The sequence below is a fragment of the Parasulfitobacter algicola genome, from assembly GCF_013315265.1.
GTDB classification, from domain to species: domain Bacteria; phylum Pseudomonadota; class Alphaproteobacteria; order Rhodobacterales; family Rhodobacteraceae; genus Parasulfitobacter; species Parasulfitobacter algicola.
On record NZ_JABUFE010000001.1, the window covers coordinates 241300 to 264042 of the forward strand.

Consider the following 22743-nt stretch of genomic DNA (forward strand, 5'->3'; position numbering starts at 1 on the left):
CCACAGCCAACACGATGATTAGCTTTGGTTTGAAATGGCGCGCCGATCTGACGCGCCATTCTTTATCTATTGGCTGATACGACCATCAATGTACGGCGTATAAGGCCCTTGTTCTGCCAGATATTCTGCTGTGACATCGGCCAGATCTGGTCCGAAGTCATAGGCATTCATACCATCTGTTGAAAACATGCTATAGCCGTCGCCGCCGTTACGAACATAGTTGTTCGTCACCACAGAGTAGGTCTTTTCAGGGTCAATTGGCACAAACGTGTCACCTTCCTTGACCATGACTTCGGTCACACGGCCTTCGTTTGGGGCAACACTTGGGTCCCATTTGAATTTCAGTCCAGCAACTTGCGGGAAACGGCCTTTGACCTCTTCAACCTGGCTTACACCGTTTTCCAGCGCGTCAATAACGCCCTGACCTTTGATCTGAAAGGTCGACAGGGTGTTCTGGAACGGCAGCACAGTCAGTACTTCGCCCATGGTCACTTCGCCTGCGTCGATGGATGACCGCAAACCGCCAGAGTTTGCAATTGCGATTGTCACGCCCTGTTCAGCGACTCGGGCCAGCATCGCATCAGCCACCAGATTGCCCATCGCACATTCCTGTACACGGCAAACAGCGCGATCGCCTTCGATCGGTTCAGCCGTTTCGGCCACGACTTTATTGCGGATTTCATCCAATGGCTGTGCCATTTCGGCAATGCGATCTTTTGTGGTCTGATCTTCGACAACTTCGCCATCGTTGATCAAAGGTTCGCCCACCGCTTCGGTGATCACACCTTCGTCGTTGAACGTCACGTTCAGCTCGCCCAGGAATTTACCATAAGCATAGGCCTGAACAATCGCCGTATCCCCAACCATCGTTGGATATGGCCCAACCGCGCGATCCTGGGTATTGGACAGCAGTGTATTGGAATGCCCACCCACAATCACATCGACACCTGTTGTGGCGGCAGCAACGGCCTGATCTACTTCATACCCGGAATGGCTTAGTACGATAATCTTGTTCACGCCCATTTCGGTCAGCCTGTCAACTTCGGCCTGCACGGCCTCGGCCGGGTCTGTAAAGGTGATGTTGGGACCCGGGCTAGCCAATTCAGCCGTATCTTCTGGTGTCAGGCCGATCAAACCTAGTTTTTCGCCACCGCGTTCGATCACAACCGATTTCTGGATCACATCAGCAATCAACGGTTCATTTGAAAAGTCAGCATTCGACATCAAAACCGGGAAATCCACCGTTTCGACAAAGCCGCGCAGAACTTCGGGGCCATCATCGAATTCGTGATTGCCCACGGTCATCGCGTCATAAGCCATTTTGTTCATCATTTCAGCGGCCAGTTTACCCTTGTAATAGGTGTAAAATAGTGACCCCTGAAATTGATCCCCGCCATCGACAAGGATCGAATTGTTGCTGCGCGCACGTGCGTCGTTGATCGTTGTGACCAAACGGGCCGACCCACCAAAGCATTCGCCTGCGTCGTTATCTTCGGCCGAACACGGTGAATCATATTTGGAAATCGGCTCAAATCGCGCATGAAAATCATTGGTGTGCAGAATTGTAAGTGAATAATCAGCCGAAGCTGTAGTGGCAGTCACTGCAAGTGCAGCAACTGTAGATAGGAATCGAGCAGTCATGGCGTCCCCCTGTTGCAGATAATTCATATCGTGAACATTGTAAGCCGAATGTCAAAGGGGCAAAATAGCCTGCCGTTACGTCCACTTCGTCGCATCCGTCCCTGAAAAGCCACAATAAACAGCCGAGCATTGCAAAAAAGTGGGCGTTTTTCTGGACCTGGATCAAGGGTTTGGATACTCTGACATCAAACGGGGCGAAAATGATCCCGAATATTGAGGCAGTTATGAAGTTTCCTGAGCGGTTTTCGCACCTTCCGGAATATGCTTTCCCGCGTCTGCGCGCCCTTTTGGATGTGCATGAACCCGGCGATACGCCTATTGCGATGACAATCGGTGAACCCCAGCATCCATTCCCGGACTGGGTTGGCAGCATATTGGCCGAAAATCTGGATGGATTTTCAAAATATCCACCCAATGATGGCGCATATGATTTACTGCAAGCAATCGGCGACTGGATCAAGCGGCGCTATGATGTCACGGTTGATGCCGGCACACAGATATTAGCGCTGAACGGCACACGCGAGGGACTTTATAACGCCGCGATGGCGCTTTGCCCTGAAACCAAGGCTAGCAAGACGCCCATTATTCTGACGCCAAATCCGTTTTATCAGGTTTATGCAGTGGCCGCCCTGTCTGTCGGGGCCGAACCTGTTTATGTACCCGCGACATTTGATACCGGATATTTGCCTGATTACGCATCCTTGTCCAAAGATGTTCTGGACCGTACGGCGCTGGCCTATGTCTGTTCGCCTGCCAACCCACAGGGGGCTGTTGCAGATGCGGACTATTGGCGTGATCTGATCAATCTAGCCGAAAAGCACGATTTCAAAGTTCTGGCCGATGAGTGCTATTCCGAGATTTATCGCGATACACCACCCATAGGTGCGCTGCAGGTCGCAGATCAGATGGGCGCAGATCCAGACCGCGTTGTGATTTTTCATTCTTTGTCCAAACGGTCAAACCTGCCTGGGCTTCGGTCCGGCTTTGCTGCCAGTGGTGCGGGTAATATCCAGCGTATGAAACAGCTTCGGAATTACTCTGGTGCGCCACTGCCTTTGCCATTGCAGAAAGTGGCAACGCAGGTCTGGATCGACGAAGATCACGTCGATAACAATCGTGCGCTGTACAAAGCGAAATACGATGTTGCAGATCAGATCTTTACGAATATCGATGGGTATCGTGCACCGCAAGCTGGATTTTTCTTGTGGCTTCCGGTGCAAGACGGCGAAGCGACAACATTGAAATTATGGCGCGACACGGGCGTTCGGGTTTTACCTGGCGCCTATCTAAGTCGTGACGTCGGAGGGCAAAACCCCGGTGCAAATTATATCAGGGTGGCCATGGTCGCCCCAATTGATGACATGCAGCGCGGGCTAATCCGGCTTCGTGATTGCATCTATAAATAAGAAGAAACGAGGCACGGGCATGGCATATCAGACACGCGGACGACGAGATCCGTTACTGGACAGCACAACACAAGCGGCGTTGGAAAAACGCGGGAAAGAGCTGTTGGGCATGGGGCTGTTGGTCTTTGGTGCCCTGGTTGGCATGATGCTGTGGTCTTATTCGCCCAACGATCCCAGCTTTATGATGGCCACTGACGAACCTGTGCAAAACTGGCTGGGCCGCTTTGGCGCTATGATTGCAGCGCCTTTGATGATGATCATTGGGTATGGTCTTTGGGTGATCGTTGCCGTGTCACTGACATGGGGTGTACGGTTTGCACTTCATCGTGGTGAAGATCGCGCGATTGGGCGCTTGATCTTTTTCCCGATCCTGATTGCTGTGACATCGCTTTATGCATCGACCCTTATTCCACCTGCTGGCTGGACACACAGCTTTGATCTGGGTGGTCTGTTTGGCGAAGCCATTATTGGTATTTTCGCAAATCTGCTGCCATTTTCAATTGGCTTTAACGTCAAGCTGACATCCGTCGGGTCGGCGGTTGGCATGGTTGCCTTGGGACTGTTTGTTCTAGGCTTCACACGGGCTGAATTACGCGTGATTTTACGGTTCCTGATTGTCGGGCTGGTCGTCGTCTATGCGCAGATTTTCAATGTACTACGCGGTATTTTCAATGGTGCTAAATCTGCCACCCATCGTGTGCAACAGGCAAAAGCGGCACGTCGTGATGCGGCACAAATCCAAGAAGATATCCCGCCCACACGGCCTGCATCCACGCAACAGGCGCGTGTTTTACGCGCTGAACCCGCCATGACATCACCCCCCGTTGCCCCTGTGGCACAGCCTGTCGCAAAACCCGGCCTTTTGGCGCGTATTCCTGGCCTGATGCAACGCCCTGCCCCAATGCCAGAACCCGAATTGATCGACCCGATTTACAATGATGCTATTATTGAAGGCCCAAGTGACGAACGCATTCAGGCTAAAATTTCGGACGCGGTGAAATCACGCCGTCGTCAGTCACCGGGTCAAATGATGCCACGCATCGAACCATCACTGACCCGTGGCAAAGGTCCTCAGCCACTTGTTTTGTCTGATGAACCCCCCGTCGTGGCACCCAGATTGGACATGGACACCTCATTTGCAGTACCCGATGACATGACCCCCTTGGTCGCCGAACCCACATGGGATGCCGCACCAGTTCCTGAAACAAAGGGCGTCGTGCAGCACCCTGCGCGCAAGCCTGTTCAGCCGTCGAAAAAAGCCAAGGCCGAAGCCCAGCCCGCCTTGAAGTTTGATGATGCCACAGCCGAATATGAACATCCGCCGTTATCGTTACTAACTAATCCGGTCGAAATTCAGCGCCAACATCTAAGCGATGAGGCGCTAGAGGAAAACGCGCGGATGCTGGAAAATGTGCTGGATGACTACGGCGTCAAAGGCGAAATCGTCAGTGTACGTCCAGGCCCCGTTGTGACCATGTACGAACTGGAACCTGCGCCCGGTCTAAAAGCCAGCCGCGTCATTGGTCTGTCTGATGATATCGCGCGGTCCATGTCCGCCCTATCTGCGCGCGTCAGTACTGTGCCCGGGCGGTCTGTAATCGGGATCGAACTGCCCAACGCCACCCGCGAAAAGGTTGTTCTGCGCGAAATCCTGTCCGCGCGTGGGTTTGGTGACAGCAACATGCGGCTGCCGCTTGCATTGGGCAAGGACATCGGCGGCGAACCGATTATCGCCAATCTGTCCAAAATGCCCCACTTGTTGATCGCAGGGACCACCGGATCGGGTAAATCTGTTGCCATCAACACAATGATCCTATCGCTGCTTTACAAACTAAGCCCCGAAGAATGCCGCATGATCATGATTGATCCCAAGATGCTGGAACTCAGTGTCTATGACGGTATTCCACATCTGCTGTCGCCCGTTGTGACGGACCCGAAAAAGGCAGTTGTCGCCCTGAAATGGGTCGTGGGCGAGATGGAGGAACGGTATCGCAAGATGTCCAAAATGGGCGTGCGCAACATCGAAGGCTATAACGGCCGCGTTCGTGATGCGCTGTCAAAGGGCGAGATGTTCAGCCGAACGGTTCAGACCGGTTTTGACGATGATACTGGCGAACCCGTGTTTGAAACCGAAGAGATTCAGCCCGAAACGATCCCTTATATCGTGGTGATCGTGGATGAAATGGCTGATCTGATGATGGTGGCCGGTAAAGAGATTGAGGCCTGCATTCAGCGTCTGGCGCAAATGGCGCGAGCGTCGGGCATCCATCTGATCATGGCCACACAGCGTCCGTCAGTTGACGTCATCACCGGCACGATCAAGGCCAACTTCCCCACCCGGATTTCATTTCAAGTGACCAGCAAAATCGATAGTCGCACGATCCTGGGCGAAATGGGCGCCGAACAGCTGCTTGGTATGGGCGACATGCTATACATGGCGGGTGGTTCAAAAATTACGCGGATTCACGGACCCTTCTGTTCTGATGAAGAAGTCGAAGAGATCGTGAACTTCCTGAAAGCCAATGGTGCGCCTGAATATGTAAATGGCGTTGTTGACGGCCCCGAAGATGGCAAGGAAAGTGATATTGATTTGGTGCTTGGCCTGGGTGGCAACACCGATGGCGAAGATGCGCTTTATGATCAGGCGGTACAAATCGTAATCCAGGACCGTAAATGTTCGACCAGCTATATCCAGCGCAAACTGGCGATCGGCTATAATAAAGCTGCGCGCTTGGTTGAACAGATGGAAGATCAGGGCCTTGTCAGTTCTGCCAACCATGTCGGTAAGCGTGAAATTCTGATCCCTGAACAATAAGCGGGGAATTCTGCCCCATTCATTGGCCTGTTATTGCATAACATGGCGGAAAGAATATCTGTTATACAAGCCAAGAACGAATTTGCGGTTAAATAAATGAACAACCGCGCCTTTGTGAAAGATTGTATCGTGCAGAAAGTGGAAAGCAATTCTATGTTGAACTTTATGAAACGCATTATCCTTTTGCCGCTTTTGTGGGCTGTGTTTGCATTGCCTGCAGCTGCAGAAAAGCTGTCTTTGAATGAAATTTCGGCCTATCTGAACAGTTTTCAGACAGCCAGTGGCGCCTTCACGCAATTGAATGCAGATGGCACGATTGCGAATGGTAAAGTTATGATCAAACGCCCCGGCCGCGCGCGGTTTGAATATGAACCACCTACCAAATCTTTGGTCATTGCAGGCGGCGGACAGGTGGCGATTTTTGACGGCAAGTCAAATTCAAACCCCAGTCAATATCCCTTGCGTCGTACCCCGCTGAATATCATTCTTGAACGGAACGTTAATCTGGGTCGCGCCAAGATGGTTGTGGGCCATACCTTTGATGGCACGGCAACAACTGTTGTGGCTCAAGACCCCGAAAATCCCCAGTATGGCAACATTCAATTGCTGTTCACCGCAAACCCGGTTGAGTTACGCCAATGGGTCATAACGGACGAGAACGGCTTTGAAACCAAAGTCATCCTGCGTGATCTGGAAACCGGCGTCGACATTGGCGCGCGGCCCTTTAGCATCGTGGTTGAAGCGGAAAACTGGAATTAGGGTTCAAGGCCGGTTCACCCCGGCCTGAAGTAAATTTCACGTCTATACAGAATAATTTCTGCACCCCAAGCGTAGCCTTCGTATCAACACCATGAAACGGGAGCTACTCATATGAAACTTTTCACTGTCATCACACTGGCCGTTCTGGCCGTCGCAAGCAGTCAGGCTTACAGTGCTGCGCATAAATCAGTCCTGGCAGCTAAAAATGGCATGACCCTTTATACATTTGATAAAGATAAAGCAGGAACCTCAAACTGCTATAATGATTGTGCCGATAGCTGGCCGCCCTATACCGCAAAGCGCGGGATGAAGCCACCTGTTGCAGGCCTGACAACGATCAAGCGTCGCGATGGCACATTCCAATGGGCCCAAGACGGAATGCCTCTTTATTTCTGGGTGGGCGATTCAAAGCCGGGTGACACAAACGGCGATGGAGTCGGTGGTGTTTGGCACGTAGCGCGCCCCTGATATATCTTCAAAGCCCCGCTTAAAACCGGGGCTTTGATGATTTTTTATTTTATTTCATACATCATTATAAATTTATGGCTGCCATTATCAGACAGCCAAATCCCAAGCTAACAAATCTTATTCAATTGGTTGCGCCCCTGGCACGGACATGATCAAGAGATCATTCCTTGGAAAACCAAACAGATGGGAACACTTGGTCGCGCCGTGTGTTATCCATTCAGACAATGGCACGCCGAAAGACACCTTGGCTGTTTTACAATTCTCAAACCCATACCCGGAGACTGATCCATGAAAATTCTAATGGTACTGACATCGCACGATAAACTTGGGGAGACTGGCGAAAAGACCGGGTTCTGGTTGGAAGAATTCGCAGCCCCTTATTACGTTCTGAAAGATGCCGGCGCCGAAGTCGTGCTGGCATCCCCAAAAGGCGGGCAGCCACCCTTGGACCCCAAAAGCGATGCGGATGACGCCCAAACCGAAGCGACAAAGCGCTTCAAAGATGATCAGGATGCACAAAAAGCATTGTCTGAAACACATGTGTTGTCTGACATTGACGACAAAGGTTTTGATGCGATTTTTTATCCAGGCGGACACGGGCCGCTTTGGGATCTGGCCAACGACGCAGACAGCAAACGTCTGATCGAAGCCTTTGCCGGGTCTGACCGGGCTGTTGGTGCGGTGTGTCATGCGCCTGCCGTTTTCAAAAATACCAATGGCGCTGATGGCAAGCCACTGGTCTCGGGCAAGCGCGTGACCGGATTTACCAATACCGAAGAAGAGGCCGTTGGCCTAACCGACATAGTGCCATTTCTGATCGAAGATATGCTGAAGAAAAATGGTGGGCACTATGAAAAAGGGGATGATTGGGCGTCATTTACCTTGGTTGATGGTAAGCTTGTCACCGGTCAAAACCCGGCTTCATCCGAAGAAGCCGCTAAGAAATTACTTGAGTTGATCAAGTAATAAATTACAAAAACGATATTATATGCTGAAAATCAAAGGCAAAGAAAGTAATATCCTTTGCCTTTGTTGTCACACCTCATTCGCGGCGAAATTCGCGATGTCTGTCAGATCAGATCGTCCGTCAGGACCAACCACGACATAGTTCACGCCGTTTGCTGCCCATGACACCAGATCGAACCCATTCAACGTTGTCTGGTTGAAATCTGCATTCGGCGTCGGCTGGTTTGTTCGGCTTTGTAAGCACAATGCAATAACCGTACCACTGGCATCACGGTACATCAGCTGCGCGACAGGTTTGGCATTTGCAACCAAAAGCCTACCCCCTTCGAACGTCAGACCAAACTGGGAAAGATCAGGGATTGTAAATTCGGCACCAACCGTATTGCCAAGCCAGGTCTGTATATGATCGGCTTCGTCAGCGCCAACCTCGACCAGATGTCGGCCTTGGCTAGCATAAACAGCGTGATATTCAGAAATATCCTGCAACCACCCGGCGCTTGCGATGGTCGTTGGTGGGGATATCTGATCCTTGATCATAAATCCTCCCGTCCCGCCCAACACAAAAAGAACCAAGCCAGCAGCAATACTGCCCCAGACCGACGCAATTGACCGTACCGGACGATCAATAGGTGCAGATTTGATGGTCTTCGCCAGTGCCATTGGTATGGGGGCAGCCAATTGTTGATCAAACTGTTCCAGTGCCAAAGCATCCGCAGCCATCAGCGCATCCATTTCGGCCTGCGCTTCGGGGTCGTTTGACAGCCGGTCTTCCACTTCTTTTGTGTCAACCGGATTCAGTTCGCCATCAAGATAGGCACTTAGTTTTATCGAAAAGTCTGTCATCTTGTGGCATACTCCTCTTGACTAAATGCAGCTGCAAGCGTTTTTCGCGCCCTGTGAATACGGCTCATCACGGTGCCGATGGGAACATCCAGCAAATCCGATACCTCTTGATAACTATACCCTTCAGCGCATACCAGCATCAGGGGTTGGGATAATTCGGCTGGCAGATTTGCAACCTTGCCCTGAACCTGTTTTGCTAAAATGGTGTCATCAGCTGTGTTTTCAACCCGAAGCTCATCGGTCTCATCTGCAGGAACCTGGCCCTGACCCACACGAACCTTGCGTTTGCGTATTTCACTGATCCATGTGTTGCGAATGATCCGAAACATCCAGCGGTCCATCGGATGGGCCGGATCATACTGTGTCCATTTAGACAATGCGGTTGAACACGCATCTTGCAACAGATCATCTGCATCCGGTTTGGACCGTGTCAGCGACAACGCAAATCGGCCCAATCGCGGTAAAAGCGAGATCATATCGGCTTTGAATTGATCAGATGTTGTCACACATGCCTCGCTCTTTTCCTTTATGACATGACGGTTTTGATATTCAAAAGACCTGCGCCTATCTGGTCGGCGCATTGGTGCAGCTGACCCTACGTAACAAGCTAAACGTGCATCGGGAAATGCGATTTTTTCGTATATCTGTGCATTGCGCATTTTTGCCACACGTCTCATCCCGCGATCATTAGGTTCACAATGGTTACGCGTGGAGGGCAGATTTTATTCTGTCTCATCAAAAGCCAAATATCTGCAGGCATTGATTAAGCCCTAGATATGCAAAAAAGATACGCAAAGTTACGATCAAGTTTTTATTCTGGCTACTCTGTACGCAGGATTAAGGAGCATCTTGATGACCCACTCCAATATGACCGGTCAAACTGCAATCGTCACAGGCGGTGGTCAAGGTATCGGGCTTGCCGTAGCGGCTGCATTACGTTCGGTGGGTGCAAAAGTGACAAGCTGGGATGTAAATACCACGGCGATGATTGATTTGGGCGCAACAAGCGAAATGCTGGCTGTTTCTTGCGACATTACCGATTTCGCCCAGATACAGACAGCGCTTGCTACAACTGAACATCAGCTTGGTCCGGTCACAACTCTGCTGGTATCGCAGGCCCTAATGCGCCAGTTGCCGAATATGATAATGCCACTTGGGATCACATCATCGCCGTCAATCTGACCGGAACGTATTACGTAGACAAAACCGTGATTGTCTGAATGCAGGCACGAAATTATGGGCGCATTCTAAATATTGCGTCAATCGCAGGCAACGAAGGAAATCCGAACACCAGTGCGTATTCCGCGTCCAAGGCAGGTGTCATTGGCTTTACCAAATCATTGGGCAAGGGATTGGCGGGTTATGACATCACTGTTAATTGCGTGACCCCTGCAGCGGCGCGTACTCCAATTTTTGATCAAATGTCGCAAGAGCATATTGATTATATGTTGTAAAAGATACCACGTGCCCGGTTTCTTGAGGTTGAAGAAGCAGCACGTATGATCTGATGGCTGGTCAGTCCAGAGAACAGTTTTACAACTGGGGCTATTTTCGATTTATCCGGTGGACGGGCAACGCATGAACCATTTTAATCGGCATGCATTTATAAAGATATCAAAAGCCCCATGATCTTTGGCCACGAAAACATGCTGTTCCTACTGGGTGGAACAGTGCATGTTCAGCAATAATTATCGATATTGTTCGCTTTATCGTATTTTGGCATCCAAACTTGTAAGGTCTGAACATGGAGACAGTTTTTACACCGTTGCAATCGCTTGCTGGCGGAGCGTTGATCGGGGTCTCGGCCGTTTTGCTGATGGCAATATTAGGCCGGGTTATGGGCGCGACCGGCATCGTGGCCGGGTTCATAGCACCGCGTTCATTGTCTGACTGGACATGGCGGGCAGCGGTCTTGGCAGGTATGGTCAGTGGGCCGTTGGTTGTCATGCTGATAACCGGGCAAATGCCAGACATTCAGGTTCCAACCTCTGTCCCGATGTTGATTGTCGGCGGGCTGATTGTTGGTATTGGCGTGACATTCGGATCAGGCTGCACTTCGGGGCACGGCGTTTGCGGTATGGCGCGGCTTTCGCCCCGTTCAATCGTTGCCACACTGACATTCATGCTGGCGACCGGTATCACCGTTTATGTGATCCGGCATATCATAGGGGGATAAACCATGCGTCTGATCGTAAGTTATTTGATTGGGCTGGTCTTCGGCGTCGGTATCTCGATCTCGGGCATGGCCAACCCTGCAAAGGTGCTTAACTTCTTTGACGTTGCCGGCACATGGGATCCCAGTCTGGCCTTCGTCATGGGTGGGGCGTTGTTTGTGACGTTTGCGGGCTATAAATTGGTGCTTAGAAATAAAACGCCGGTTTTAGGCACTGTATTTCAGCTTCCAACCCGAAAAGATATCGATGGCCAATTGATCGGGGGTGCCGCAATTTTTGGTATCGGATGGGGCATTGCTGGCTTTTGCCCAGGCGGCGCACTACCTGCGTTGGGAACCGGGCGTCTTGAGGTGCTTGTCTTTGTCATATCGCTTATCGCGGGAATTTATGCGGCAAAAGCGATACAACGCACCATCACACCAAAGCAGGCCTGAATAAGCGAAGGAGACGTTGCAATGACTTACCCTGTAGACATGACAATCAAACCTGAGGTTTCGGCTTATTTTGACCAGGCAACGAATACGATCAGCTATATCGTCAAAGATCCATCCAGCGACCATTGTGCCATTATCGACAGCGTGATGGACATTGACTATGCCGCCGGCCGCATCACCCATGACCACGCCGACATCCTGATCCACGAGATCAAAGCAAAAGGTCTGACGCTGGATTGGATTATCGAAACACATGTTCACGCCGATCACTTAAGTGCGGCCCCCTATATTCAGCAGCAATTGGGCGGCAAGATCGGTGTTGGTGAAAAAATCATGGTTGTCCAGGAAACCTTTGGCAAAGTTTTCAACGAAGGTACCGAATTTCAGCGCGACGGCAGCCAGTTTGACGCGCTGTTCAAAGACGGTGATACCTATAAAATTGGGAATATGCAGGCCTTTACGATCTATACACCTGGCCACACCCCCGCCTGCATGGTGCATGTGGTGGGAAATGCGGCGTTTGTTGGCGATACATTGTTTATGCCTGACAGCGGTTCAGCCCGTGCCGATTTTCCCGGTGGGGATGCGGGTGACCTGTACGACAGTATTCAAAAAGTACTTCGTCTGCCCGACGATATGCGCTTGTTCATGTGCCACGATTATGGGCCGAACGGTCGTGAAATTCAGTGGGAAACAACCGTAGCCGATGAAAAAGCACATAATATCCACGTGGGTGGCGGTAAAACCCGGGAAGATTTCATAAAATTCCGCACTGAACGCGATGCCAAGCTTGCCATGCCCAAGTTAATCATTCCGTCGCTGCAAGTGAACATGCGTGCAGGCAAAGTGCCCACTGACAAAGACGGAAACCCAGTTCTGAAAGTACCCATCAATGGACTTTAGCGGCAATTACGGGCACCGTTGAATGACTGTCATATAATACTGAAAACCATTGTTTTCACTTGATCCATTTCACACGCTGTTCCAAAAAGTTATACAAGATATTTTGGAGTTTTTATTATGAGCAAGCCATCAGCTTCCGGCTTTTTTTCACGTTTGTTTAGTGGCAGCGGCCAAAGTGGGTCTTCTGAAGTGCGCCAGATCTTCGCACATCTTGATCAGATTGAACGGGGATTGTCGGGTAAGGTCGCCAATTATGTTGAAACCGGTGAAGGCAGGCCCGTTTTGGCAACATTGCAGGCGAAAGATGCAGCGATCCAGAAACTTCGGCAAAATCAACAAGGTACCTATAAAGAAATTGAGCAAAGAACGAAGAGAGAAAACGATTTTGTATTTCAATTTCGTGGCAATCCAGAAGGTTTGGCCCGTTATCTTGAAGCATTGCGTTGGAGTAGTTTGAGTTATGTCCGTCTGTATGGGCTGAATAAAAAGAACATACCCGATCTTATCGTCAACTCTATTAGCAGACTCAACGAACCACGAAATTACGGCAAAAAAGAACTCGCCGAAGCCATCACGCTTGCTGACGTCTTGGCGGCCATCAAACTGCTTGGTGGTACTGCCACGCATTTGGTGATTGCAACACTTGGACTTAAATATAGCAATCTTCGCCTGCGGCTGGAAGAAGGTACGATTGAACAGTTTTTGCTGGAAAATTACCCTGATGCCGTCATCGAAGGGTTTCAGCAAATGGATGCGAATGTGCGTCCGGGGGCGATCAAACGACTTTTGGCGTATTCATCCGCCACAGATCCCAAGTATCTGGATTTTCTTTTCGAACAAATGGGGGCCGGGTCCACCAAGGTGCGCGATGCCGCGCGGTTGGTTTTAACCAAACATGACCAGGACGTCGTTTTCAAAAAGGCATCTGACGGTCTGGCCAGTTCAAAATCAACCGAACGCAAGGCGATGGTCCAGATCCTTGGTGCGATTGGGACGCGCCAAGCCTTGGACGCTTTGTCTGCCCATCGCGAAAATGAAAAGATCCAGGGTGTTCTGACACTAATTGACCAGTTTGTTGTTGTCTCTGCGACTGAAGCATCCGAAGAAAAGCTTGAAGGTGCTTTTATCGCCGCTGATGGAAGCAAAATTGAAATCCCGCCGATGAAGCCGCTAATAGATGATGGCGCAGCCGTTCTGACATCAGACGATTTAGCGGTCCTGAAGAAGATGGAACAAGCCAACTTTGATGCCCATATGGTACGATATAATGAGGTCATAAAATTAGGGGCCCGAAAGCCAGTTAAGCCTGTGCACATTGACCGAGCCCAAAAAGTTTTCGATCTGTTCAGCGGGAAAACCTTAATAAAGCCAAGCCAAAACAATCAAGCCGATCGACCTTTGGATCGTGGCGAATGGCATATTTTTGAAAAATGGCTAACCGAAGCCCTGACAAGAATTCCGCCATTACGTGCGCTTCGTATCATAATTATCAGCCATTATAATTTCGGGCAAATTTTTTCACCTTATTCAGGTAAAGTTCAGTTTAATTGGTTACTGCAATCTATGCAGGCTGGGCTTTTCGATCTGCGTCATGTCATAAAAGAAGCGCAAGATCTGAATGTTAGACTTCGGGTTTACCGGAACCGGCAGAATGAATACGATAGTATTTCGCCAAGCTCGATCATAATCAGTTCTTTATCTGAAAACGGGGGCTTTAGTGTTCCGCATTTTGGTAAATCAGACGCAATCTGGCCGCTTTACATTGAACAACTTGATACGATTGCCGAACATTTGCCACCGCGCAATGTGAATTCCTATCAGAACACCCGCGCTTTGAATCTGCTGGCAGAATTACCTGCGATACCCAAATCAATTGTTCCGAATATCCTGTTCGCAGCCATTGGTGAAACGCGTCAACCGCGCGAGTTGGCGCAGAAAATGCTGAAAGACACACCTGATGTTGACGATACATTGATCGAAACGTTGTCGGACAAACGGCAGGCGATCCGTGGCAATACAGCACGTTTTCTGGCGGATCGGGGCAGCAAACAGGCAGTGCCAGCTTTGATAAAACGCCTAAAGACCGAAAAATCCGAATTTGCCCGGGCCGAACTTATTTCAGCAATATCGCGCTTGGGTGGTGACACGTCGCCCTATCTTAGCCAAAAGGCTTTGCTGGCTGAGGCAGAAAAACTGGCTGCAAAATTACCTGTAGACAAGATCAGTTGGTTGTCAGTCGACCAAGCGCCTGTGGTCAGATGGGCCGACGGAAAAGCTATCCAACCGGTTGTGCTGGACGCATGGCTTAAGTTGGCTTTGAAGTTGAAAGCCCCCGGCGGCAGCCCGTTGTTTGATCTTTATCTGGATCAATTGAACGCCACGGATGTTCAAACGTTTTCGGAATGGGTTCTTACCAGCTGGATCGCTTATGACAGTAAAAAACCTGCGGCTGACGAAGCCCGCGCAAAGGCTTTGGCCGATGCAAAACGTATGCAAGCCAACATAACATATTATAAAAATTATACGGTAGATCAGCTTGCTGATATGGTGTTTTACGGCATTCAATCAAATTATCTGAACAGCGGCACAGACAGCAAAGGGATTTTGGCACTGGCCCACCGGGCACCGCCTGCAAAGCTGGCCGCTGTCATCGCCGCTTATCTTAAGGCGCATGGAAAACGCGTGTCACAAGCCAAGTCTTTGGTTGAGGTTCTAGTAAACTCTGGCGCGCCCGAGGCGGTTCAGGTTCTGGTTGCCACCTCTACCCGCTTCAAGCAACGCACTGTGCGCGAATTTGCCGAAACCAGTGTCAAAGAACTGGCGGCAGAACGTGGTTGGACTGAAGATGAACTGGCAGATCGGTCTGTTCCGACAGGTGGCTTTGAGGAAGGCGGCGTGATGGAATTAGAAGTGGGTGAAGACGGTAAAATTTATACTGTACGCTTGGATTCCAGTCTTACCATCAAGATTTTCAATCCAGATGGACGCGAGGTTAAGGGCCTGCCTGCAGGTAAGGATAACCAAACCAAAGAGTCAAAATCAATCCTGAGTACAGCCAAGAAAACAATCAAAACGGTGACGGCACAACAGGCGGTTCGTTTGTATGACGGTATGATTGGCGGTCGTGTCTGGACGCTTGAAGCATGGCGAAATGATCTGAACAACCATCCAATCCTGAACCGGCTGACAGAACGTGTGATCTGGCGCGGGCTGGATGGCGCGGGCAAAATGATCGTCAGCTTCAGGCCTACACAAGAGGGTGACGTGTTTGATGCCGAAGGCGAAGATGTCGATCTGTCTAAAGTCGCTCAGGTGGATTTGATCCACAGTGCCCTGATTGACGAAGAGCTGCGTGCCGCATGGGTACAGCATCTGGAAGATTTTGAGATCAAGCCGCTGTTTGCGCAAATTTCGCGACCGACACAAAATCTGACCGATGCACAGAAAACTGAAACCGGCCTGAAAGATCGCGAAGGTTGGCTGATGGAGGCACTACGTCTGCGGTCCGCCACCACGAAATTCGGATATGACCGTGGCCCGATTGAAGATGGTGCAGGGTTTTCGGTCTATCAAAAGCCATTCCGAAATGCCGGCATCACAGCCGAATTGCATTTCACCGGCAGCTATGTGCCCGAAGATAATATTCCTGTCGCAATAACCGAGATGAAATTTGTCAAAGCAGACCGCGGCTATTATGGATCCGAATTGCCGCTTGGCAAAGTGCCCCCGCTGTTGCTGTCAGAAGCATGGAATGACCTGCATGAAATTGCAGCCTATGGCGCATTCGATGAAGCCTGGCGGAAAAAGGGATTATACTGATGGCTGATGGTGAAAATTCAGTTCTGCGCGCAGCGGCTGAGACGATTTATGCAGATCAGCTAGCTGCGCTGGCCGCCAATGACACCGGACCACGACCCGATGGCTGGCATCTGACCCCGCGCGCCGTAAGACGGTTTATCATTGGCGATCAAACCTTGGGGATTGATGCCAAATTTGTGGGCGACGATGCTTTGGTTGACCGCTGCATCGTGTCCTTGATGGGTCGACAAGGATTGATGCTGGTTGGCGAACCCGGCACAGCAAAATCACTGTTGTCCGAACTTTTGGCTGCCGCAATATCCGGGCGATCTACCGCTGTTATTCAGGGATCCGCAGGCATTATCGAAGATCATCTGCGGTATGGCTGGAATTATGCGTTACTGCTGGCCGAAGGACCAAGCGCACGGGCCATGGTGCCGTCGCCCGTATTATCGGCAATGCAATCGGGCCAGATTGTCCGGGTCGAGGAACTGACCCGTTGTGCGCCTGAAGTACAGGATGTTCTGATTTCGCTTATGTCCGAAAAGACGATCACCGTACCAGAGCTGGGCAGCGATTACGAATTGCGCGCAAAGCCAGGTTTCAACGTGATTGGAACAGCTAACCTGCGTGATCGCGGAGTACATGACATGTCATCAGCGCTGAAACGGCGATTTAACTTTGAAACTGTCCACCCCATTGCAGATGCAGGGTTCGAAAAAGCGCTGGTCGCACGGCAATTATCCGAACGCATGGCTGAACACGCGCAGGCAGAAATGCCCCAAAGCGATGTGCTGGACCTGCTGGTTACTGTGTTCCGCGACCTGCGTTTTGGTAAGCTGGAAGACGGTACAACTGTGTCATCGCCCAAGGCCGTTATGTCGACGGCGGAAACAGTGAATGTCGCACATGCAGCCACTCTGGATGCAACATATCTGGATAGCGGTGCCGTGTCAGGCCGTCATATCGCGCGGCAATTACAAGGTGTTGTTTTCAAAGATGACCCTGAAGATGCGCGCAAGTTGCGAGGCTATGTCGATTTGGTGGCACGCGACCGGGCCCGTAAATCTGCTGTCTGGAAAGATTTCTTTGATGCAGCAAAGGTGGGTTTGTCACGCTCTGACACTGATAAGTAAATGGCAGATACCGATGCACTGATCACACGCGATGCAGCAGAAGCCGCACTGTTTGGTACGCGTGATGGTACGTGCTTGTTTGCGCCGATCCGCCACCATTCACCAGCCTGTGCGTGGATGCTGCGTGCTATGATCGACGATCATCAGCCTGAACTGATCCTGATCGAAGCCCCGCGCGATCTGATCCATCACGTTCCATTTCTGACCGACCCCGAAACAGTTGCCCCTGTCGCAATTGTCAGTCTTGGCGCGCGCGAAGGGCAAAGCACACGCGCTGTTCGGTATTTTCCCTTTTCGGATCATTCGCCGGAACTTCTGGCAATCAGACAGGCCGCGCAGATCGGCGCCGACGTGCAATTTATCGACCTGCCTGCAGGAAGGCATTTTGATGATGATGTGAAAATAGCACCTTTTCAGTCAGAAATTGCCTTTGACACTGCCACATTCGTACGCGCAACCTGCAGCAAACTGGGTCTGCGTGACGGGGCAGAGCTGTGGGATCATCTGTTTGAAACCCGCCTTGGGCAAAGCGATTGGCGCGGATTTTTTTCAGATGTCTATGCCTATTGTCTGGCGCTGCGCGAAACAACTGCGCCCGACATCATCGTCCATGACGACACATTGACACGCGAAGCTGAGATGCGCGCGCATATTGCAGCGGCCCAGGGCAAGCGCGTGATTGTACTGACGGGTGGCTTTCACACGCCCGCTTTGATCCAGCCCGGCGATGAAAAACCCGCAAAATCATCCGATGTCGAAAGCTATCTGATTGGATACGGCGAAGAGGCATTAGATGCACTGTCCGGCTATGGCGCAGGATTACGATATCCTGGCTGGTATGCTGGTCTTTGGCAGTCGGCATGCGCGGCAAACGGTTCACCTGATTGGTCAGCACATGCTTTGGAAACAAGCTTGGGGTTTGCTGCACAGATGGCTGGTGACAATCGTCGCGTCGCTGTTCCGCAGCTGGTTGAAATGTTGGGTATGGCCGAAGGTCTGGCGCGGTTGAAAGGGCGCGAAGCAATCCTGCTGCCTGATCTGTTTGACGGCCTGCGCAGCGCCCTGATCAAAACCGAAGCTGGTCCGGGCGAGCCGTTTTCCCAACGTCTTCATGCCTATCTGCGAGGCACAAAGCTGGGCAAAGTGCCAAAATCTGCCGGGCAACCCCCCATTGTCGCTGATGCGCGCGCGCGCGCGCAAACTGCACGTGTCGATCTTTCAGATAGTATAAAGCGTGCCAAGAAACTGGATATTCGCCGCAAGCCCACACATCTCAAAACGTCCCAGTTTTTTTATCAAATGGGGTTGTTGAATACAGGGTTCGCCAGTCTTGAGACAGGGCCGGATTTCGTCATTGGCAGCCGAATTGATCTGTTGTTTGAAGAATGGCTGGTCGGTTGGTCGCCCTTTGTCGAAGGTGCATTAATCGACGCCGCACGCCTTGGTGCAACCCTGCCCGAAGCAGCCGCAAACCATCTGTTCGAACAACGCCAAGCCTTGTTTGAGGCGGGTCGCGGCAATGATTTATCTGCGATTCTTGATCTGCTGTTGGCCGGTCTAAGGGCGGGATTGGGCAGCGACTTAACAGAGCTGGCTGATGAAATGCGCAACAGTGTGTCGATTGCAGCCGATTTTGATGCTTTGGCCCAGATCATTCAAAAACTTCAGTCCGTCAGCGCACCGGGCGATCCATTGTTTGATGAAAACGCCCCGGATCTGGTCGCCATACTCACAACTGCCTTTGATCGTATGGTTTATCTGATCGAAGACCTGACAGAGACGACAGAAGACGCAATGCCAGACAGGATTGCATCGCTTGGTATTGTTGCGGCTGTCCTGCGCGGTCCACAAGCAGATCGATTTGACGGCCAGACATTTACCGACGCCCTTACTCGGATTTTAGCGATCAAGGATTGTCCACCCATGTTAGCAGGTGCCTTAGCAGGATTGCTGGTGCGCGCAGGGCTTTATGCGCCTGAAACGTTGGCGCATTTATTACAAGGCAATCTGCGCGGCATAGGCAGCGCACCCGAAGACCGCGCCGCCTTACTTATGGGATTGCTATCTGTTGCACCGATGGTTTTATGGCAAAACCAGGTGGTTCTGGATTCTGCAAATGCTGCAATTTCGGAACTTGACGAAGACATCTTTGTCGCGGCCTTGCCATCATTGCGGCGCAGTCTGACACAGCTGAACCCCCATGAAACAGATCGGTTGGCCGAAGAATTAGCCGCACTTTTCGGCGTACAAGCGAGCAGTATATCAGGTGTTAAAAGCCGTTTCACAGAACAGGAAGCCGCCCGTGCCTTGGCCATTGATCGGGCTATGGACGACTTGCTGATCGCGGATGGCCTGACCCATTGGAAGGCATTCTGATGCGTAAGCCGCAAGAAAGATGGCGCCTGATGTTGGGCAAATATGCAGATCGTCAGCTTGGCGGTTGTCTTTCCTCCGCTGATAGCCGCCGCGATCAGGCGTTGGACTATCTATATGCGCGCGAATATCAAAAACGCGGCATTAAGCCGGCAAGCGGGGGCCGCAAAGGATCACTTGATCCGACGCAGATGCGCGCACTGGATTGGTTAGGCGAGGCCCGCAATCTATTTCCAGATGCAGTATTCGAAACCCTGCAAAGCGACGCCATTGAACGTTACCAACTGGCCGATTTGCTGAAAGATCCCAAGGTATGGGAAGATCTTGATCCAAGCCCTGCTTTGTTGCGCACCCTTCTGACGTATCAGGACCGCGCGGATCCTACGATGCAGGCCGAACTGCGTAGAATTGCCCAAAAAGTCATTGATGACATTATGCAACGTCTGCGCAGCAAGATCGTTCGCGCGATGAGCGGGCGGCGCAACCGGCATCAGCGCTCTCCTATGAAGGCATCGGCGAATTTTGATGCCCGTGCCACGGTACGCGCCAATCTGGACACCTGGGATGCCGACAAAAAGCGCCTGATCGCAGATCAGCTGGTCTTTATGAGCCGTCAGAAACGTCATCTGGACTGGACGATTGTTCTGTGCGTTGATCAATCAGGTTCTATGACTGAAAGTCTGATCTTTTCCGCATTAATGGCGGCTATTTTAACAGGACTGCCCGGGATCAAGGTCAAGATGGTTCTGTTTGACACATCCATACTTGATGTCACCGACCAACTGGATGATCCGCTTGATCTATTGCTATCCGTCCAACTGGGTGGGGGGACTGATATTGGTCGGGCTGTCAGCTATTGCGAAATGCTGGTCGAACAGCCCAGCCGAACCGTGCTGGCCCTTGTATCAGATTTCTACGAAGGAGCCGGACCACGTCGGCTGTTGGCAAGTATTGCGCGTCTGAATGAAGCCCGTGTGTGTATGTTGGGCATCGCTGCACTGGATGATAGTGGTCAGGCAGATTTTGATCGGGGTATGGCTGAACAACTGGCAGCGCTTGGTATGAATGTTGCCGCCATGACGCCTGAGAATTTCGCAGACTGGCTGGCACAGGTGATGAAATGACACCACTTGGCACTATGCTGGCCACCTATGACGAAGCGGCATTGATCGCCGCCTTGTCCAAAGGTGCAATCATCCGTGCCCGCAAGGATGTGGCAGCAAACAAGGTTTCAATTTTAGAACAGACAGATAATGCAGCCACTTTGACAGTTGATGCCGAAACATTAACACTGGATGCAAAAGATCTGTTTGCCGCGCGCTGCACTTGCCCTGCTGCCGGGCTTTGCCGCCACATTGCAGCAGCCGTGCTGTTTTTGCGCGAACAGACCCCTGCATCATCGGTCAAGCCAACTGAACCTGCCCCGGTGTTTGATATCAATCTGATTGAAAAATTCGCACGTAAAGAATGGCCAAATGCGCTTGCCCTGACAAACGAGCCACTTAGCATCCAGACCGACGGCAGCACACAAGTCACTTTCACCGAAACCCAAGACATCGTGACCTTTCCCGTCGGTCAAACCTTGGCCAAGGCGCTTTACAAAGGGCCAAGTGCTGCACGAAAGAAACGCGCGATTGCAGCGGCCGCGCTGGCGTTATTGCGAGAGGCGGGGCAGGATCTGCCAGAACTGGTTGAGGCATCGATACAAAAAGAAGTCAGCTCTGACGTTCTGGACAGTGCAGCAGACGGTCTGTTGCATGCAGCACTGGCTTTATCATCCGGCACGATTGCGCAGGCCCGTGATCGTCTTTTTTCGCTGGCCATATCTACGCGGGCGGAAACTGTGCCGCGCCTTGCTGCTGAATTACGCACCCTGTCGCAACGGCTGGACCCGGATCGGTTGCGCAGCGCACAAGAAACGCCCATAGATCTGTTTTACGGACTGTCACGGACGTTCGCCCTGACCGAGGCACTACGTGAACACCCCTCTGATCCGGCACTGGTGGGTGTTCTTGCGCGCAGTTTCATTCCATCAGGACCGATGCGACTGACATTTCTAGGGGCCGAACATTGGCAGACGCCCACAGGTGCGCGCGGCCTGACTTGCGTTTTTCTAAACCTCGAAACCGGGCAAACCCATCGTACAGTTGAAGCACGTGGTGCAGGAACAGATTTCCGGTTCAATCCACGCGACGCATGGCGCGCACCGCTTTGGTCGTTGGTGACACCGTCCTCAATGACCGGAACCGAAGTCATTTTAAAAGATGCCGCACGCGCATATGATGGCGGTTTGGGTCTGACACAAACCGCCACATCTGGGCGCAAAGATATCCACTTTGATGATCTTCAAAAGACTGGCGCAATCAAGCGGGATTGGTCACAATTACCAACCTGCATTACCGATGACTTGGGTCGCGGCTTGCGCCAAAGACCCGGCGAAGCCTTTGTTATTTTGGAAGCGGAAAACATCGAAACGCCGGTCTTTGATCCATTCGACCAGCAGTGGGTTTGGACGTGGCGTGACACCGAAGATCGGGCAATCACGCTTAGGTTTCCGGAAAACAATCCCCCGCATATCGACACCTTTAATCATATCTTGCGACGCATTCGTGGGGGCCTGGTGGCGTTGCACCCAAATGACGAAGCCCGCACAGGACGTCTGATATCACTTTGGATTTCAGGTAAAGATGGCGGCTTGCGGTCTTTGCAATTCGACACGCTTCCCCGCCCCAAGGGGCTGAGCGGTGTTATTGATCGTTTTATCGAACGCACTGTGGTGCGATCCGATAGTACAGCGTTGTCACTGAACCAGCTGCATCTGTTCTTTGAACGCCTGACCGAAGCCGTTCTGACCAGTCTTAGCGGCACGCCGATCCCGAACCGTTTGACCGAAGATGCGCGTGATCTGGGCCAATCGACGGTCTTGCGGTTTCTAGAGCAAATGGAAAAAGATACGACACCCGCCACAGCCTTGCGCCTGACATACCTTTTGTCAGAAGGGGCGCGTCTGTCATAAAAACTGCCGTC

Annotated in this window: 16 protein-coding genes and 1 pseudogene; 14 read left to right on the plus strand and 3 right to left on the minus strand. The window is 51.5% G+C overall.

The window, feature by feature from the left end; genetic code table 11:
- Window positions 1-66: 66 nt before the first annotated feature.
- Entirely contained in the window at window positions 67-1641 is a 1575-nt protein-coding gene (locus HRQ87_RS01205) for a bifunctional metallophosphatase/5'-nucleotidase (RefSeq protein WP_174134528.1), read from the minus strand.
- Between the two features lie 200 nt (window positions 1642-1841).
- Here HRQ87_RS01205 and HRQ87_RS01210 point away from each other — a divergent pair, with 200 nt between their 5' ends.
- The 5 genes from HRQ87_RS01210 to HRQ87_RS01230 all read left to right on the plus strand — a co-directional run bounded on the left by HRQ87_RS01210 (window position 1842) and on the right by HRQ87_RS01230 (window position 8055).
- A complete protein-coding gene (locus HRQ87_RS01210; RefSeq protein ID WP_246251628.1) occupies window positions 1842-3047 on the plus strand; it encodes an aminotransferase class I/II-fold pyridoxal phosphate-dependent enzyme in 1206 nt (401 codons plus the stop codon).
- 19 nt (window positions 3048-3066) lie between these two features.
- Window positions 3067-5862 carry a DNA translocase FtsK gene (locus HRQ87_RS01215; RefSeq protein ID WP_174134529.1) on the plus strand — a complete coding sequence of 932 codons (2796 nt, stop codon included), beginning with the start codon at window positions 3067-3069 and terminating at the stop codon, window positions 5860-5862.
- A 153-nt stretch (window positions 5863-6015) separates the two neighbouring features.
- A complete protein-coding gene (locus tag HRQ87_RS01220) occupies window positions 6016-6621 on the plus strand; it encodes a LolA family protein (RefSeq protein WP_425501501.1) in 606 nt (201 codons plus the stop codon).
- 111 nt (window positions 6622-6732) lie between these two features.
- On the plus strand, window positions 6733-7089 hold the full coding sequence (locus HRQ87_RS01225) for a COG4315 family predicted lipoprotein (protein WP_174134530.1): 357 nt from the start codon (window positions 6733-6735) through the stop codon (window positions 7087-7089).
- 288 nt (window positions 7090-7377) lie between these two features.
- Entirely contained in the window at window positions 7378-8055 is a 678-nt protein-coding gene (locus HRQ87_RS01230) for a type 1 glutamine amidotransferase domain-containing protein (RefSeq protein WP_174134531.1), read from the plus strand.
- A 69-nt stretch (window positions 8056-8124) separates the two neighbouring features.
- On the opposite strand, the gene HRQ87_RS01235 is transcribed toward HRQ87_RS01230, so the two are convergent.
- Window positions 8125-8898, minus strand: coding sequence for an anti-sigma factor family protein (locus HRQ87_RS01235; RefSeq protein WP_174134532.1), 774 nt, complete (start codon window positions 8896-8898; stop codon window positions 8125-8127).
- Window positions 8895-9404, minus strand: a complete 510-nt coding sequence (locus HRQ87_RS01240) for an RNA polymerase sigma factor (RefSeq protein ID WP_343035113.1) — start codon at window positions 9402-9404, stop codon at window positions 8895-8897. The genes HRQ87_RS01235 and HRQ87_RS01240 overlap by 4 nt, the downstream gene beginning before the upstream one ends.
- 346 nt (window positions 9405-9750) lie before the next feature.
- Between HRQ87_RS01240 and HRQ87_RS20620 the strand changes: the two are divergent.
- From HRQ87_RS20620 to HRQ87_RS01285, 9 genes and pseudogenes are all read left to right on the plus strand, one after another.
- Window positions 9751-10490, plus strand: a pseudogene (locus HRQ87_RS20620) (SDR family NAD(P)-dependent oxidoreductase).
- Window positions 10491-10642: 152 nt separating this feature from the next.
- Window positions 10643-11074, plus strand: coding sequence for a YeeE/YedE family protein (locus HRQ87_RS01250; RefSeq protein WP_174134533.1), 432 nt, complete (start codon window positions 10643-10645; stop codon window positions 11072-11074).
- 3 nt (window positions 11075-11077) lie between these two features.
- Window positions 11078-11506, plus strand: a complete 429-nt coding sequence (locus HRQ87_RS01255) for a DUF6691 family protein (protein WP_174134534.1) — start codon at window positions 11078-11080, stop codon at window positions 11504-11506.
- Between the two features lie 21 nt (window positions 11507-11527).
- The gene (locus tag HRQ87_RS01260) at window positions 11528-12409 is read left to right on the plus strand and encodes an MBL fold metallo-hydrolase (protein ID WP_174134535.1); all 882 of its coding nucleotides are present in this window, start codon (window positions 11528-11530) and stop codon (window positions 12407-12409) included.
- 117 nt (window positions 12410-12526) lie between these two features.
- A complete protein-coding gene (locus tag HRQ87_RS01265) occupies window positions 12527-16228 on the plus strand; it encodes a DUF4132 domain-containing protein (RefSeq protein ID WP_174134536.1) in 3702 nt (1233 codons plus the stop codon).
- The gene (locus HRQ87_RS01270) at window positions 16228-17343 is read left to right on the plus strand and encodes an ATP-binding protein (protein WP_174134537.1); all 1116 of its coding nucleotides are present in this window, start codon (window positions 16228-16230) and stop codon (window positions 17341-17343) included. Before HRQ87_RS01265 ends, HRQ87_RS01270 begins: the two co-directional genes overlap by 1 nt.
- Window positions 17344-19719 carry a DUF5682 family protein gene (locus tag HRQ87_RS01275; protein ID WP_174134538.1) on the plus strand — a complete coding sequence of 792 codons (2376 nt, stop codon included), beginning with the start codon at window positions 17344-17346 and terminating at the stop codon, window positions 19717-19719.
- On the plus strand, window positions 19719-20840 hold the full coding sequence (locus HRQ87_RS01280) for a VWA domain-containing protein (protein ID WP_174134539.1): 1122 nt from the start codon (window positions 19719-19721) through the stop codon (window positions 20838-20840). The genes HRQ87_RS01275 and HRQ87_RS01280 overlap by 1 nt, the downstream gene beginning before the upstream one ends.
- A complete protein-coding gene (locus HRQ87_RS01285) occupies window positions 20837-22732 on the plus strand; it encodes an SWIM zinc finger family protein (RefSeq protein WP_174134540.1) in 1896 nt (631 codons plus the stop codon). The genes HRQ87_RS01280 and HRQ87_RS01285 overlap by 4 nt, the downstream gene beginning before the upstream one ends.
- Window positions 22733-22743 lie beyond the last annotated feature (11 nt).